Raw genomic sequence first — 15,900 nt, forward strand, 5'->3', positions numbered from 1 at the left:
AGTGGTCAAGGAGGCTCACGCGGCGAACTGCTGGAGGAAGCGGACGTCGTTGTCGATGAGGTGACGGATGTCGGTGATGCCGTGCATGATCATGGCGAGGCGGTCGAGGCCGAGACCGAACGCGAAGCCGGTGGTGGTGTCGGGATCGAAGAGGGTGTCGCCACGCGCTTTGTTGATGGCGGTGAAGACGGCGGGATCGACCATGCCGCAGCCGGCGATTTCGATCCAGCGGGCCTCCTTGCCCTTCGCTTCGAGCTTCACGTCGATCTCAAAGCTCGGCTCTGTGAAGGGGAAGAAGTGCGGGCGGAAGCGCACTGCGGTGCCGGGGCCGAAGATCTCGCGGAAGAAGTATTCGAGCGTGCCTTTGAGGTCGCCGAGGCTGACGTCTTGATTGACGTAGAGGCCTTCAAGTTGATTGAAGACGCTGAGATGCGTGGCGTCGATCTCATCGCGACGATACGCAGCGCCGGGGGCGATGATGCGGATGGGGAGCGACTTCGCGGCTTCCATGGTGCGAATCTGCACGCTGGAAGTGTGCGTACGCAGCAGGCGGCCGTCGGGAAGGTAGAAGGTGTCCTTCTCGTTGCGAGCGGGGTGATCGGCGGGTGTGTTTAGCGCGTCGAAGCAATGCCATTCGGTTTCAATCTCGGGTCCCTCGGCAAGCGCGAAACCCATGCGGCGCAGCGTACGGATGGCGAGATCGCGAATCTGTGTGAGCGGATGCAACGCACCAACGCCAGCACCTGGACGGCCTGGAAGCGTGATGTCGATGCCTTCGACGGCTTTGGCGTCTTTGGCCGCTTGGAGCGCGAGTTTCTTCGACTCGATGCCCTCGGTGACGGCGGTGCGCACATCATTGAGCTTGGCACCGACTTCTTTCTTTTGATCGGCGGGTACGTCCTTCATGCCCTGGCTGAGAGCAGTGACGCTGCCTTTTTTGCCGAGGAAATTCACGCGCACGGTTTCGAGCGCGGATTCATCCTGAGCAGCGTCGAGCGCGGCGAGGGCTTCGGTTTTAAGGGAGTCGAGGGCGGAAAGCATGGAACCGGCCCCTTAGCTGCGGGAAAGCCCGCGTGCAACCATTGGAACCTCCTGTTCGCAGCGGATCACGCTCGTGCGAGTTCCGGGCTGCGCAAGGTCAGCTCCGTCACTTCCGGCGGGCAGCCAATGCGCATAGGAACCCCCACGCAGCCGATCCCGCGATTCACGTACAGTTGCAACGATCCCACCTGATACTGGCCGGCGAGGTATTTTTTTCCATGACGGGCGCGGCGGAGAGTCATCGGTGCCTTGCCGCGGAAGACGAGCTGACCGCCATGAGTATGGCCGGAAATCTGCAGCGCCTTCACGCCCGCTGCCGCGATGACATCAGCGGCGTCCGGCTCATGCATCATCAGCACGAGCGGTTGTGTCTGCTTCCAGTCCTGCAGGGTTTTGCGCACGTCCGGCTTGTTCACATACACGGAATCCAGGCCGCCGAGCCATAGCGTGCCGTGGTCAGTACGGATGCGGCGGGTCTCATTGCGCAGCACGGGGATTTTATGCTCGTTGAGCGCTTTGACGACCTCCGGTGCTCCGCTCCAGAAATCATGATTGCCCAGGCTGGCATACACACCGTATGGAGCCTCCAGTTGCGCGAGCAATTCCGCCACCACCGGAGCCGCACGGGTGTTGTTGGTCACGAAGTCCCCCGTCAGGGCCACCATGTCGGGCTTCAGAGAATTGCAGGCATGCACGCTCTGCAGGATGTCATCCACCGTGGTGAACGGCTCGAGATGCAGGTCGCTGAGCTGGGCGATGCGAAAGCCATCCATCGCAGGGGGCAATCCGGGGACGGTGATTTCGACACGTTCGATCAACAGCCGTTTGTTATCCGAAGCCATGGCCGCGCTGGGGGCACCACAGGCGGCCAAAGCGGTGAATTTGCGTAGAATGCTGCGACGAGAGTAAAGTTCTGGCATGGGATCGAAGAAAAAACGGCGGATGTGTCCCTGAGGAGCGCGGCTTTCTGTGACAATGCCGACACGCGAATGATCAAAGGTCGCTGAAAACACGCACTTTTTCAGCACCTCTGACAACCAAGCTGCGTGGGAGGGGGGTGAGAGACAGCATCAGCCTCAAACAAAACAGCCGGGACGTATTGCGTCCCGGCTGTGGTGAAAGGTTTGAATGAACCTGCGGCGTTACGCTGCTGCTTTGGGAGCTTCGGCGGCTTTCTTTTCCAGCGCGGCCTTGGCCTGCTGAACGAGAGCCTCAATGGCGGCGATGTCTTTGACAGCGAGGTCGGCGAGGACTTTGCGGTCGAGATCAATGCCGGCAAACTTGAGGCCTTCGGTAAAGCGGGAATAGCTCAAACCGAAAGGGCGGACTGCGGCGTTGATGCGCTGCACCCACAAATTGCGGAAGTTGCGCTTCTTGGTCTTGCGGTCGCGAGTGGCGTAGGTTTCGGCTTTGCGGACGGCGTCCTTCGCATAACGGAAATGCGTGGATCGGAATCCGCGAAATCCTTTGGCTTTTGCCAGCACGCGCTTGCGGCGCTTCCTGCTGGCGGGGGAGTTGGTGGCTCTAGGCATGTGTCGTTGTCTTTGATCAGGCTGTTGTTGGGGTAGCGATGGTCTGCCTCACCTGTTCGAAGATCCCACGGAGCGGGATCAGGCAAATTCATCGTGGTCCTGATTGCAGGACCGTGTGGTCGTCTTAGCGGTGAGAGAACGGCATGTTCGCTTTGACTGCTTTGACATCCACTTGTGCCACGAGGGCGACTTTTCCGAGGTTGCGCTTACGCTTGCGGCTCTTGTTCTGCAGGATGTGGCGCTTGCCTTGTTTACGGCGCAGCACCTTACCCGTGGCAGTTATTTTGAACCGCTTGGAATAAGCTTTCCTCGTCTTGGCGATACCGGCATTTTTGGACATAGGGGCGGCGATGGTAAAGGAGATGTCTCGTTCGGCAAGGGGTTTTTCACAGTGCCACAAAGACAAATGAAGCCACGCCGAAGACCCGCTCGCAAAAGTGGGAGTCAGAAAAACTCAAAATATCAAAAATTAAAGTTGTCTTAATTATCTCGAATTGCTAAATGAGTCGGAAGCACGCGGATAATTCATGACCTCCTCCCCCTCCACCACCTCCGCAACTCCAGCCTCACTCAGTGAACTGGAGCAGGGGCTGGAGCATCTGAAGGTGGCAAACTATTACCTGCGTGTAGCGCTGGATCAGGTGGCAGATGGCGTGGTCATCGTGGAAAGCGAGGCCAGTGACCCCAAGTGCGGTCCCAAGGTGATCTTCAGCAATGCCGCCGCCGCCATGCTGGCCGGGGCAGACCCCGAGACCGGACTCCGTGGCCTGGGACTCAATGACCTCGTCGCAGGTGACGATGACGCCACAACGCTGCTGCAAGGCCTGCGGCTTGCCGTGGAGAACGGTGGCTGTCACGAGTGCGAGTGCCATCTGCAAAGCCTGCGCACCCAAGCTCCCGTGCGCTGCACCTGGCGTGTACGCGCGGTCTTCAACAGCCTGCGCAAGCTGCTGAACTTCACCATCCTCATCAGCCCTTCGCACTCCGCCGCGCCCGCCAAGACCGAAGCACGGCCTGCGGCGGACGATCTGGATGCTCAATCGGTTCAATTGCGCAAAGAAAACCTCGCCGCTCTTGCCCAAGGCATCGCGCATGACGTGAACAACCTCCTCGGCCCTGTCACGGTGCGTTTGTCCGCTCTGCTGCAACAGTTGCAGGATCAGCCCGCGCTCGCCCAGGAGTTGCAGCTCGTGTTCACCGGCCTCAAGCGTGCAAGGCAGTTCACCTCGCAGGTCGTCAATGCCTCCAAAGCCACACCACGCAAACACGAGGCCACCGACATCGCCGCCCTGATGCACGACACCGTGGAATTCGCCGGTGCCGGTTCAAACGTGCAAGTCTGTGTGCGCAATGACGACAACCTGCGCCTTGCCCTCGCCGATCCGGTCAAGCTCAGCCAGGTGCTGCAAAATCTCGTCATGAACGGCATCCAGGCCATGCCGCATGGCGGTTACATGGATGTCGAGGCGCACAACTACATGGTGGGTGCCCTCGGAGATGGCTCCCTCAAACCCGGCCCGCATGTACACATCATCGTTCGTGACCGCGGCTGCGGCATCGCGAAAGAAAACCTGCAGCGCCTGTTCCGTGAGTCATTCACCACGAAGGCGGACGGCAACGGCATCGGCCTCACCACCTGCAAGCGCTTCATCGACGAGATGGGCGGCGAGATCCGCGTGACCTCCACACCGAACGTCGGCACTGAATTCAGCGTGACCCTGCCTGCCGCCTCAGGTTCGGGCACCACGAGGCAGCTCATCCCGGCCGATGCCGCGCCCGTTCCGCTCAAGCATGGCAAAGGCAAGGTGCTCATCGTCGATGACGAGGATGACCTGCGCAAAGTCGCCCACATGATCCTCACGCGTTGCGGTTACGAGGTCGTGCAGTGCGACAACGGCCAGGACGCCGTCAAAATTTACCAGAGCCTCTTCCGCACCGGCACACCGCCTGATGTCGTCCTCATGGATCTCACGCTGCGCGGCGGCATGAACGGCACCGAGACCGCCGCAGAAATCCTCCACCTCGACCCCGACGCCCGCATCGTCTGCACCAGCGGCAGCGTCACGCAGGAGGTACAGATGGTTTTCCTCGAGCGCGGTTTCGTCGGCGTGCTGCCAAAGCCCTACGAAGCCGGCGAACTCACACAGACCGTCCATCGCATCGCCACCATGATGAAGCGGAATTGAGCGTGCGCCGGGCCGTGCTTGTGACGATATTTTCCGACTCACATGAAAACACGCCGCCATTTCCTCTCCGGCCTCGCCACCGCAGCCGCCGCCACGTTCACCGAAACGCTGCGCGCCGCGCCTGATCCGAAAAAAGACACCGTCATCGGCCACGGCGCGCATCGCTACAAAGTGAACAAAGACTGGGTGCCCGCCGGTCAGGGGCGACATCACCCGATCCTGAACTGCCATGAGATGGTCCAGGTCAAAGACGGCCGTCTCTTCATGATTGGCGATCATTGGGACAACCAGATGCTCGTCTTCAAGCCCGACGGCACCATCCTCGACTCCTGGGGCAGCGTCTGGCCCGGCGGCCACGGCTTGACGCTCTCCAACGAGAACGGCGAGGAGTTCCTCTTCGTCACCGACAGCGGCCTGTGGAAATCCGGCAGCGCGGGCTACCGCCAAACGGGCCGCATCACCAAGACCGACCTCGGCGGCAAAGAAATCTTCTCCATCAGCCATCCCATGAGCGTCGGCGCGTATGAGCCGGACATGGTCTTCAATCCCACCGAGACCGCCATCGCTCCGAATGGCGACATCTACGTCGTGGACGGCTACGGATCGCAGTTTGTGCTGCGCTACGATGCCAAAGGCAAGTTCATCCAGCGCTTCGGCGGCAACAAGGACGTGCCCGCCGAGGAGCGCCTCAACAACGCCCACGGCATCGCCATCGACACACGCCAGGGCGCCGACAAGGCCACCGTCATCGTCACCTCACGCGTGGACAACTGCTTCCGTCGTTTCACGCTCGATGGCAAATACCTCGAAACCCTCGACGTGCCCGGAGCCATGGTCTGCCGGCCCGTCATCGCCGGTCAGGAACTCTACGCCGGCGTCTGCTGGTCGAAGACACCCGAGATCAACAAGCTCCCGCAAAACCCCAGCGGCTTCACCGTCATCCTCGATGCCGCAGGCAAAGTCGTCAGCGCCCCCGGCGGCACCGCACCCGTGTATGAAGACGGCAAACTCACGCCCCTGATGCAGGCCGAGCGCATTTTCGATCACGGGCACGATGTCTGCGTCCTCGACAACGGCGACCTCATCGTCTGCCAGTGGAACGCCTTCCAAACCTACCCCATCAAGCTCGAAAAAATCGCCGCCTAGACCGGCCTCTTCGCCCTCCGCCCTGAGCTCTCCGCAGAAATGAAATACCTCACCATCGTGCGTCACGCGAAATCCAGCTGGGGCCAGCCTGGACTCGCCGACCATGATCGTCCGCTCAATGAGCGCGGGCAGCGCGCCGCACCTGCGGTCGCGGCGTTTCTGCATCGCACCTACTTCGGTGGCAACGGCTCCCCGGCCCTGCTCCCGCTACCAGATCGCCTCGTCACCAGCACCGCCTTGCGCGCCTTGAGCACCGCGCAGATCATGCGCGAGACCTTCGCCCTGCCAGTCGATAAGCTGCTGCTCGAATCGCGCCTCTACCTCGCCGAATCCGACCGCATCCTCGAAGTCATGCGCGGCTTCGAGGAAAGCTGGCACCACGTCATGCTCTTCGGCCACAATCCCGGCCTGCACGACTTCGCCGAGCACATCCTCGCCCGTGCCAACATTCCGAAGGTGCCCACCTGCACCGCCGTCATCATGGCCTTCCCCCACGAATTCTGGGGCCTCGCCGACTGGAACGAAGCCCAGCTCATCGGCTACATCACCCCCAGGTCCCTCGAACGCCGCTTCCCCGAGCTGTATGCGGGGATTTCGCGGGAAGATGGAGATGATTGATCATCCGTCCATCCGGCTGCGATGCTCACTCGGCCGCCAGCCGATCCACTTTTTGAAGGTGTTGCTGAAGACGAAGGGATTCATGTAGCCGACTTCGTGGGAGATGGTCTCCACCTTCAGATTTGTCGTGGAGAGCAGTTCGGCGGCCTTGCGCATGCGCAGCCAGGTGACGTGGTGCATGGGCGTGCGGCCAAGCGCCTTGCGACAGAGGCGGCGCAGGTGCTCGGCGCTGACGTTAGCCTGCCGGGCAAGCTCGTCGAGCGTCCAGTCATGGCCGACGTTGGCGGAGACTTTTTCCCAGATGCGGTGCAGGCGGTCATCGACCTGCCAGGGTTGAGCGAAACGCTCGATGTAGTGCTGGATCAGTTCCACCCAATGGAACATGGCGGCCGGTTTGGCCTCGTGTCCGGCTTCTTCGATGAGGCCTTCGATGGCGCTGTAGAGCGCGGTGCCGGCAAAGGGGGCCATGAGCGGCGAACTGCTGCTGAGGATGGGCGTCTGCTGCGGCTGCTGTTCGTAGCGCACCCAGCAGCAGCGCCAGATCTTTCCGGGCACGGCCTGGAAGGCGTTCACCATGAAAGGCGGCAGCGCCACGGCCATGCCAGCGCCGCATTTTTTCCAGGTGCCATCGACGAGCACGCGACCCTCGCCCTCCAGGCAGGCGAGGAAATACAAACCGCCCTGGTGCATGCGCACGATGCGGTAGGGCGCACGCGCCGTCATGACGCCCGCGTGAGCGATGCGGTGCGTGCCCAGCGTGCCGCACACCGGCGCTCCACGCAGCCAGGAGCGCGCGTCCCGCTCCGTGGCCCGCACCACGCGGAACTCCGTGCCCGGCCCGTGCGTGTGGGTTTCGGATAGCTCTTGGATGGCAGCTTTGGCGTGCATGGAGGGGAAGTTGGCGGTTGTTTACATGGTTGACTGTTGTTGACGATGGTTTCAAACCACTGTCATCCACCGTCAACGATCGTAAACCACCGTCAACCCAACCTAACGCCATGCCCAATCCCTGGACCGGAATCGGAAATCCCTACACGAAGCAAGAAGTCGTTGATCGCCTGAAGGCGACGCTGGCGAAAGGCGAGCCGATCATCGCGGCGGGCGCGGGCACGGGCATCAGCGCGAAGTTCATCGAGAAGGGCGGTGCGGATTTGATCATCATTTACAACAGCGGTCGCTTCCGCATGATGGGGCACGGCAGCACCTGCGGCCTCATGGCTTATGGAGATGCGAACGCCATCGCCATGGAGATCGGCGAGTATGAAGTGCTGCCGGTGGTCAAAGAAATCCCGGTCATCTGCGGCGTGCATGCCACCGACCCCCGCCGCCGCATGTGGCACTGGCTGGGCAAGGTCAAGGAGATGGGCTTCAGCGGGGTGAACAACTTTCCCACTCACACCATCGTGGACGGTCACTTCCGTGGTGTGCTGGAAGAAACCGGCATGAGCGTGGAGAAGGAATTTGAGATGGTCGGCCTGGCCACACGCATGGACCTGTTCAGCATCGTCTATGTGGCGACGCCGGAAGAAGCGATCAAGATGGCCAAAAACGGCGCGGACGCGATCATCGCGCATGTCGGCACGACTGTCGGCGGCAGCATCGGCGTGACCAACGCCGTGGTAAGCTGGGATCACACGGTCAAAGTGACGCAGGACATCATTGATGCCGCGAAGAGCGTGAACCCGAATGTCTTCACCCTCACCCATGGCGGCCCCATCAACACGCCGAAGGACGCGGAATACATCCTCAGCAAGACCACCGCGGACGGCTTCGTCGGCGCCAGCAGCCTGGAGCGCATGGGCGTGGAGGATTCACTGACGAGTCTGACGCGGGAATTCAAGCGCGTGCCACTGGGTCGATGACCCCTTCCCTGTCGCTGTAAAGGCCGGTTTAAGGCTGCTTAGGCCCGCTGGAATCGCATTTTGCAAAAAAATTACCGGCATGTATGCTCGGACTCGCGTTACTAAGCTGTAACACCCCCGCTCATGTCCGACGACCCCTTCAACAACCGCCCCGAGGGCCCAAACCGCCGCAATCAAGATCCGCAGTTCAACTGGCGCGGTTTCATGCTCTTCGCGCTCGCGATCACCCTGCTGATCTCGGGCTTCATGATGAACAAGGGGATGGCCGGCAGCCGCAAAGTCTTCAACTACGCCGAATTCAAAATCGAGGTCGAAGCCGGCAATATTGACGCCAGCAAAAAACTCGAACTCGTCAATCTCGACACCACCTCCGAGCAGACCATCCGTGGTTATTATTTCCCGTCGCCTGCCATCAAGGCCTCGGCTGGCAAAGCGGGTGAACCCGAGGTTCCCGCGCCTGATTTGAGCAAACCGGTCCTTTCTGAACCCGTCAAGGACGCTACCGGCAAAACACCAGCCTTCGGCGCTGGTAAGGGCGATTCCAAGCCGTTCTCCGTCGCCGTGAACATCGAGTTCCAAAAAGAGGAGCTGCGGGATCTCCTCAAAGCGCACAACTTGGTGCTTATCCCGGTCTATGAAAACGAGATGTGGTCCTCACTGCTCGGCTTCCTGCTGCCACTGCTGATCATCCTCGCGTTCTTCTACTTCCTCGTGCGCCAGCAGCTCCGCAGCGCCGGTCGTGGGGCGATGAGCTTTGGCAAGAGCAAGGCCAAGATGCTCGCGCAAGATCGCAACAAGGTCACCTTCAAGGATGTGGCCGGTGTGGAAGAAGCGAAGGAAGAAGTGCAGGAAATCGTCGAGTTCCTCAAGGATCCGAAGAAGTTCCAGCGCCTCGGTGGCAAGATCCCCAAGGGCGTGCTCATGACCGGCCCTCCCGGCACCGGCAAGACTCTGCTGGCAAAAGCCATCGCTGGTGAGGCCGATGTGCCGTTCTTCAGCATCAGCGGTTCGGACTTCGTCGAAATGTTCGTCGGTGTCGGTGCCAGCCGCGTGCGCGACATGTTCGAGCAGGGCAAGAAAAACGCCCCCTGCCTAATCTTCATTGATGAAATCGACGCCGTCGGTCGTCATCGCGGTCACGGCATGGGCGGTGGTCACGATGAACGCGAACAGACGCTCAATGCGCTGCTCGTTGAGATGGATGGCTTCGACACTCAGGAAGGCATCATCATCATCGCCGCCACGAACCGTCCCGACGTGCTCGATCCCGCCTTGCTGCGCCCCGGTCGCTTCGACCGTCAGGTCACCGTCAATCTGCCCGACGTGAAAGGCCGCGAGGAAATCCTCCGCGTACATGCCAAGAAAGTGAAGCTGGCCGATAGCGCCGACCTTTCCAAGATCGCCCGTGGCACGCCCGGATTCTCCGGTGCAGAACTCGCCAACTTGCTCAACGAGGCCGCGCTGCTCGCCGCTCGCAAGAACATGAAGTCCATCACCAATCCCGAGTTGGAAGAAGCCCGTGACAAGGTGCGCTGGGGCCGCGAACGCCGCAGCATGGCCCTCAGCGAGAAGGAAAAGGAAAACACCGCTTATCATGAGGCCGGTCACGCCATCCTCATCGAGGTTCTTGAGCACACCGATCCGCTGCACAAAGTCACCATCATCCCCCGCGGCCCTTCACTCGGCTCCACCATGTGGTTGCCGGAGGAAGACAAGCACAACGACCGCAAAAGCGAACTCATCGACGACCTCGTTGTCGCCATGGGTGGTCGTGTGGCCGAGGAAATCCAGTTTGGCGACGTCACCAACGGCGCCAGCGGCGACATCCGCATGGCCTCCCGCATCGCCCGCAGCATGGTCTGCTCCTGGGGCATGAGCACGAAGCTCGGCATGATCGAATACGGTGAAAATGAAAGCACCGCCTTCATGGGCCGTGGCAGCAGCAACTACAGCCAGGACACCGCCAAGAAGATCGACGAGGAGGTGAAACGTCTCATCGACGAATCTTACGCCCAGGCCAAGGAGATACTCCTCAAGTACAAGGACAAGCTCGACGCCATCGCCCACGCGTTGCTCGAATATGAAACCCTCGACGGTGCCCACATCAAAGAAATCATGGAGCACGGCCGCCTCATCAATCCGCCCGAAAACAAGAGCAAGCCCCCGCCCCCGCCCCCCCTTCCCAAAGCTCCCGATCCACGTCCCGTGCAGCGCGAAGACGAGGATGAAGGCGGGCTGGCTCCCGGTTTGACCGGCGTGCCCGCTTAACGCTCCAATGATTCACCCAAGGCCGGAGTCGCAAGACTCCGGCTTTTTCATGCCTGCTCGGTCCGGTCTCTAGGCGAGGTGACGAAACAGCGCTTCCGTCCCGCTGAAGCGTCCTGCATCGCGGACAGCTTTTTCACGGCTGCCCGCAAAACTCCCCATGCAACGACCGACTGGCGTGCGATCTCTGAGCAGCCGCCACACGAGGGTCACTACCATGCAGCCGGACACCTCCGCATCGCCCCCGTCTCTCGCGCCTTGGCGACTGAAATTCGTGCGCTGTATTTTCGGCGTCGTGGGCCTGGGTGTAGGCATCCTGCTGGTCAGCGCTGGGTACTACCATCAGCGTGCCAAGCATGAAAAGGTGGACGCGTGGGTGAAGACGCCCTGTCGCATTGTGACGTGGAGCGTGGACATCTCGCGCAGCTCCTTCGGCGACCGCGTACAGCCCACGATGACGTATCAATACGACTTCGCCGGGAAGACCCACACCTCCTCCAACTACGACGAGGCCACCGACTGGATCGTGGACCTGCGCGACTTCGAGGAGGAAGGCGACGCCGCGCGCCGGGGGCCCGCATATTGTTACGTCAATCCTGCCGATCCCAGCGAGGCCTCATTTCGTGCCGCACGCCTGTGGTTTCCGTATTCGCTCATCGGAGGTGGTGGGCTGCTGGCGCTGGTGAGTTTTGTCTTCCTGGTGCGCACCTTTCTGCCGTCGCGCCGGTTGCGGAGCCTGTCCGTCCCAGAGCGTCAGCGTCTTTTCTTCCGCCATCTGCTGGTGGGCGCGGGAGTGGGGCTGCTGGCGCTGGGCGTCCACTTGATGCACGAGCAGCATGTGCTGGATGCCATCCACGGCCAGTTCATCCGCTCCCAGCTCATCGCGGTGCCTGCGCGGGTGGAGGCGAACGGCATCACCGAAGAACGCGGCTCGGGCAGGCGCAGCCACATGATCTACAACATGGTACATCTCGTATATTCCTACGAGCAGAACGGTCGCCGCTGGTTTTCCAACCGCTGGTACTTCGATGCCTCCAAGGTGGACGGCGGGATGAAGCAGGAGGCGCAGGCCCTGGTACGCGCCCATCCCATCGGCCATGAACTGACCGCCTGGATCCATCCGCAGAAGCCCTGGCTAGCCACGCTGGAAACCAGGTGGCAGTGGCATCATGTGTGGTTGCTGATTCCGATTTCGGTGTTGATGGGGGCACTGTGGATGGTGGCGGTGGGATTGAAGAGGCCGAGGGCGTAGGGAGTGTAAGGAGGACTGCCTGCACCTCTATCCAGCGTCTAGTACTGCGGCGGCAAGCTTGGCCGCCTCTCACTTCAGCCGCACTACCAGCCGCGCAGCGTCCAGCCTAAGCCCCGTCGAGGCAATCACAGTACCCAGAGCCTCGCGCTGCTCCTGCAACGCACGGATCTCCTCCGGCCGCACCTGGGGATTGCGCGACTGCAAATCCTCAAGCCGGGCAATCTCTTCATCGAGGTGTTTGCGCATGGCTTTGAGGCTCCGTTCCTTCAGTTCCTTGAGTTGCGCCTCCGCGAGCTGCTGCGCCTTGCAGAGCATCGTGGGCAGGAACTTGTGGCGGACGGTTTCGTTTTCGACGGTGCGAGTGGGATCGCCGGGAGTGAGTTTGGCGCGGGTGAAGGCCGGATCGGCGGTGAGATCACGGCCTTGATGATCGATGGCGATGCGAATCGGTGTGGCTGGCAGGAAGCGTGAGGCATGCAACGCGGGCGGGGCGATGCATTCGGCGATGAAACTGACTTGAAGCACCAAGCCTTCTCCACCAGAGGCTTTCCAGAAAGCGAAACCCGCGTTGCCATCATGGGAGCCGAGCAGGACATCAAGCGCACCACACACGAGCGGGTGATCCCAGGTGAGGAAGGCTTCGTGCTCGCGGGAGAGGGCGCGTTCGCGGTCGAAGGTGAAGGTGAGGCCTTCATCGGGCAGCGCGGGCAAGGCGTCGGTGATGAGGTTGTCGGGACGGATGAACCAGGTGCGGTTGGTCATCTCCTCGACGTGCATGCCGAAGTGATCGAGCAGGCGGATGAAGAAGCGCTCGAAGTCGAGACCGGCATCGACATCGCGGATTCGCTCAATCAGACGTGCGGCAAGACGTGGCTTGCAGGAGTTGAGTTCGAGGAGGCGGTTGTGGCCGCGTTCGAGCTTCTTCCGCACTTCGAGGCGCAGTTTGGCGGTGCGCTTGATGAGATCGTCGAGTTTGGCGGCGTCAAAGCTGGTGCAGAGGGCTTCTATTTCAGCGGCGAAGCTATGGAGGAGCTGCGTGGCCCCTTGCAGGCTGTGTTCAAAGGCATCGAGGCCTTCGTGATACCAGCGGGCGAGGATTTCGCCTTCGGAACCTGCAATGAAGGGCACATGGATGTTGATCGTGCCTTTCTGGCCGATGCGATCGAGGCGGCCGATGCGTTGTTCGAGGAGTTCAGGATCGCGCGGCAGATCAAACAACACGAGATGCTGGGCGAACTGGAAGTTGCGGCCTTCACTGCCGATTTCGGAGCATATGAGCAGGCGTGCGCCTTCAGGATCGGCAAAGGCGGCGGCGTGGCGGTCGCGCTGCATCAAATTCAGACCTTCGTGGAATAGAACGGCATGCACGTTGATCTCGCGCAGGAGGCGCTCGTGGATGTCTTCGGCGAGTTTGCGCGTGCGACAGATGAGCAGGACTTTGGCCTCGCCAAGTTCACGCAGAGTGGCAGCGAGCCAGCGAATGAGCGTATCTTCGGGAGTCGAATTTGGCTCGATGCCAAGCAGCCGGGTATGGCATTGGCGCGGCGGGAAGCCCTGGATGACGGCACGGGTGTTCCGAAACATGACGCGTCCGGTGCCAAATTCGTCGAGGAGATCGCTGACAAGACGCTGGCGGGCGGATTCATCGCCTGCGGTGAGTTCCGTGATGTGTTGCTGCACTCGTGGGGAGTGACTGGCGAAGAGTTCGCGGTCTTGTTCGCTCATGCTGCCGCCTTGCAGGATGAGATCGACCACACGAGCGACTTGCTCGTAGCGATCTGATTCGGCGAGGAACTCGTGCAGATCGCCATAGCGGTCGGGATCGAGGAGACGGAGGCGGGCGAAATGGCCTTCGGCACCGAGTTGCTGCGGGGTGGCGGTGAGGAGAAGGACGCCGGGGACGCGGCTAGCGATGGCTTCGACGACTTGATAGGCGATGCCGGGAGATTCGACGGTCCATTCGAGGTGATGGGCTTCATCGACAATTAGAAGATCCCAACCGGCGTCGGCGGCCTGTTGCGCTCGCTTTGACGAGCCGCTGAGCAAGGACAGCGGGCAGAGCACGATCTGGCTGTCGAGGAAGGGATTGCCTTCGGGATCGCCGGCTTCGATGGCGGCGCAGCGTTCTTCGTCGAAGAGGCTGAACATCAGATTGAAGCGGCGCAGGAGTTCGACGAACCACTGGTGCGGCAAGGCGTCGGGCACGAGGACGAGGATGCGTGAGGCGCGGCCGGTGAGGTGAAGGCGATGCAGGATGAGGCCGGCTTCGATGGTCTTGCCGAGGCCGACTTCATCGGCGAGCAGAACGCGCGGCAGGAGGCGACCGGTGACATCGGCGGCAATGGACATCTGATGCGGGATGGGATCGACGCGACCGCCGATGAAACCGCGCACGGGCGAGGCCTGCATGCGGCAGCGCCATTCGACGGCTTCAGCACGGAGGGCGAAGGTGGGCAAATCGTCGATGTTCGCGGCGAGGAGGCGCTCCTGCGGGCCCCCAAGGCTGAGGGTGTCGGCGAGTTCGGACTCAGGGATGCTGCGGGGGCCGCAGTGGTAGGTCAGAACGCCGTCCTGCGAGGTGACGGAGTCGATGGAGTGCTTTGAACCGTCGCGATGCGTGAGGGTGTCGCCTGCGTGGAAGCTGGCGCGGCGCAATGGAGCACCGTTGCGTGCGTAGCGGCGCTTTTCACCTGCGGCGGGGAAGCGCAGGTCGATGAAGCTGCCTTCCACGGCCGTGACGATGCCGAGACCGAGTTCGGGCTCGCTTTGACTGATCCAGCGCTGGCCGGGTGCGGGGGATTCCATCCGGGCGTGACGCTACTTGTCCTTTTTGCCAAAGAGGCGGCCAAAGAAGGATTTTTTCTTGGGTGGCTCGGGGGCGGCTGCCTGGGGCTGTGCCTGCTGGACTTGTGGTTGCGCATACTGGCCGGGGGCTGGCGTGCTTTGCGTGAAGTCGATGACACCGGGCTTGATGGAGGGGGCGGCGTTGGGGTTGACGTTGATGACCTTGGGCGACTTGGCTTTGCCGTCGGCACCGTATTCGTAGATCACCTGCTGGTAGCACTGGCCCTGGAGATTGAAGGAGCGCATTTCCTTGGCGCGGCCGAATTCATCGAAGTACACCTGGGAACGGGCGACGAGGTTGCCGCGCCCGTCGTAGATGTGGCCCTGGGTGGGGAGACCGCGCTCGTTGAGAAGGTAGTGTTTCTTGCTGATCAAGGCACCGCCGGCGTTGTAGGTGGCCTCGGTGAGTTCGTTGGTGGTCTTGTCCACGATGGTCTCGGAATGCGAGTTGTCGGGATGATAGGTGCTCTTGGCCAAAATGGGCGTGGTGGCCGGAGCAGATGGCTGCGCGGAGGCAGATGTCAGCCAAAGAAGGACAAGAAAGGCAGAGCAGGATTTCATGACACAAACGAAGATGGCCGGAGAATAACGCCCACAATCCGACTCGACAACGATAAATCCCAATTCCCAAACCTCTCTCCGCCATGAGTTCCTCCACTGATTTTTCCTGGGCTGATTTTCTCACCCGAACCATTGCCGATTTCGGCTGCACGACAGGCACGCTGCACCGGCTGGATCCAGCGGACAAGCACCTCAAGCTGGTGGCCCATCAAGGCATTCCAGAGGCGCTGATGCCCATTATCCAGTCGATCCCGGTGGGCAAGGGCATCGCAGGCGTGGCAGCCGAACGGCGGGAGCCCGTGGAGATGTGCAATTTACAGACTGACACCTCTGGTGTGGCCAAGCCCGGTGCCAAGCAAACGCAGGTGCAGGGCACGCTGGCCGTGCCGGTGATGGATGGGAACCGCCTATGCGGCACCTTGGGCATCGGCAAGCTGGTCCCGTATGATTTTACGGTGGAGGAGAAGGAGCGGCTGCTGGGAGTCGCCAGCGGCGTCGCGGCCCGGCTGCTGCCGGGTTGATCTAAGAGCATCAAAAAGCCCGGTCGCGCCACAAGAGGCGGACCGGGCTTTTTTGTTAAATCTGGATTCCGA

14 protein-coding genes are annotated in these 15,900 nt (G+C 61.3%); 7 read left to right on the forward strand and 7 right to left on the reverse strand.

Annotation, left to right across the window (positions count from 1 at the left end):
• Positions 1–15: 15 nt before the first annotated feature.
• From pheS to rpmI, 4 genes are all read right to left on the reverse strand, one after another.
• Positions 16–1,041, reverse strand: a complete 1,026-nt coding sequence (pheS, locus tag U1A53_RS16110; protein WP_322282503.1) for a phenylalanine--tRNA ligase subunit alpha — start codon at positions 1,039–1,041, stop codon at positions 16–18.
• 65 nt (positions 1,042–1,106) lie between these two features.
• Positions 1,107–1,961, reverse strand: a complete 855-nt coding sequence (locus U1A53_RS16115; RefSeq protein WP_322282505.1) for a metallophosphoesterase — start codon at positions 1,959–1,961, stop codon at positions 1,107–1,109.
• Positions 1,962–2,183: 222 nt separating this feature from the next.
• Entirely contained in the window at positions 2,184–2,573 is a 390-nt protein-coding gene (rplT, locus tag U1A53_RS16120; protein ID WP_322282507.1) for a 50S ribosomal protein L20, read from the reverse strand.
• Positions 2,574–2,697: 124 nt separating this feature from the next.
• Positions 2,698–2,913, reverse strand: coding sequence for a 50S ribosomal protein L35 (gene rpmI, locus U1A53_RS16125; RefSeq protein WP_322282508.1), 216 nt, complete (start codon positions 2,911–2,913; stop codon positions 2,698–2,700).
• 187 nt (positions 2,914–3,100) lie between these two features.
• Here rpmI and U1A53_RS16130 point away from each other — a divergent pair, with 187 nt between their 5' ends.
• From U1A53_RS16130 to U1A53_RS16140, 3 genes are read left to right on the forward strand one after another with little or no spacing between them, the layout of a single operon-like run.
• A complete protein-coding gene (locus tag U1A53_RS16130) occupies positions 3,101–4,759 on the forward strand; it encodes an ATP-binding protein (RefSeq protein WP_322282509.1) in 1,659 nt (552 codons plus the stop codon).
• A gap of 42 nt (positions 4,760–4,801) precedes the next feature.
• Positions 4,802–5,905 (forward strand): hypothetical protein, encoded by a 1,104-nt coding sequence (locus tag U1A53_RS16135; protein ID WP_322282511.1) that lies wholly within the window; start codon positions 4,802–4,804, stop codon positions 5,903–5,905.
• A gap of 39 nt (positions 5,906–5,944) precedes the next feature.
• Positions 5,945–6,523: a histidine phosphatase family protein gene (locus U1A53_RS16140; RefSeq protein WP_322282512.1), complete on the forward strand. Its 579-nt coding sequence runs from the start codon at positions 5,945–5,947 to the stop codon at positions 6,521–6,523.
• Here U1A53_RS16140 and U1A53_RS16145 read toward each other — a convergent pair whose 3' ends face one another.
• Positions 6,524–7,411 (reverse strand): helix-turn-helix domain-containing protein, encoded by an 888-nt coding sequence (locus U1A53_RS16145; RefSeq protein WP_322282514.1) that lies wholly within the window; start codon positions 7,409–7,411, stop codon positions 6,524–6,526.
• 110 nt (positions 7,412–7,521) lie between these two features.
• On the opposite strand from U1A53_RS16145, the gene U1A53_RS16150 reads away from it, so the two are divergent.
• The 3 genes from U1A53_RS16150 (at position 7,522) to U1A53_RS16160 (ending at position 11,902) form a co-directional block, all read left to right on the forward strand.
• Positions 7,522–8,385: a phosphoenolpyruvate hydrolase family protein gene (locus tag U1A53_RS16150; protein WP_322282516.1), complete on the forward strand. Its 864-nt coding sequence runs from the start codon at positions 7,522–7,524 to the stop codon at positions 8,383–8,385.
• A gap of 123 nt (positions 8,386–8,508) precedes the next feature.
• The gene (ftsH, locus tag U1A53_RS16155) at positions 8,509–10,653 is read left to right on the forward strand and encodes an ATP-dependent zinc metalloprotease FtsH (protein WP_322282517.1); all 2,145 of its coding nucleotides are present in this window, start codon (positions 8,509–8,511) and stop codon (positions 10,651–10,653) included.
• A 157-nt stretch (positions 10,654–10,810) separates the two neighbouring features.
• Positions 10,811–11,902, forward strand: a complete 1,092-nt coding sequence (locus tag U1A53_RS16160; RefSeq protein WP_322282519.1) for a DUF3592 domain-containing protein — start codon at positions 10,811–10,813, stop codon at positions 11,900–11,902.
• A gap of 69 nt (positions 11,903–11,971) precedes the next feature.
• On the opposite strand, the gene U1A53_RS16165 is transcribed toward U1A53_RS16160, so the two are convergent.
• Together U1A53_RS16165 and U1A53_RS16170 are read right to left on the reverse strand one after the other, a co-directional pair.
• A complete protein-coding gene (locus U1A53_RS16165) occupies positions 11,972–14,707 on the reverse strand; it encodes a helicase-related protein (RefSeq protein ID WP_322282520.1) in 2,736 nt (911 codons plus the stop codon).
• Between the two features lie 12 nt (positions 14,708–14,719).
• A complete protein-coding gene (locus U1A53_RS16170; protein WP_322282521.1) occupies positions 14,720–15,307 on the reverse strand; it encodes a hypothetical protein in 588 nt (195 codons plus the stop codon).
• An 83-nt stretch (positions 15,308–15,390) separates the two neighbouring features.
• On the opposite strand from U1A53_RS16170, the gene U1A53_RS16175 reads away from it, so the two are divergent.
• Positions 15,391–15,828, forward strand: coding sequence for a GAF domain-containing protein (locus tag U1A53_RS16175; RefSeq protein WP_322282523.1), 438 nt, complete (start codon positions 15,391–15,393; stop codon positions 15,826–15,828).
• Positions 15,829–15,900 lie beyond the last annotated feature (72 nt).

This window comes from Prosthecobacter sp. (assembly GCF_034366625.1).
Lineage (GTDB): Bacteria > Verrucomicrobiota > Verrucomicrobiia > Verrucomicrobiales > Verrucomicrobiaceae > Prosthecobacter.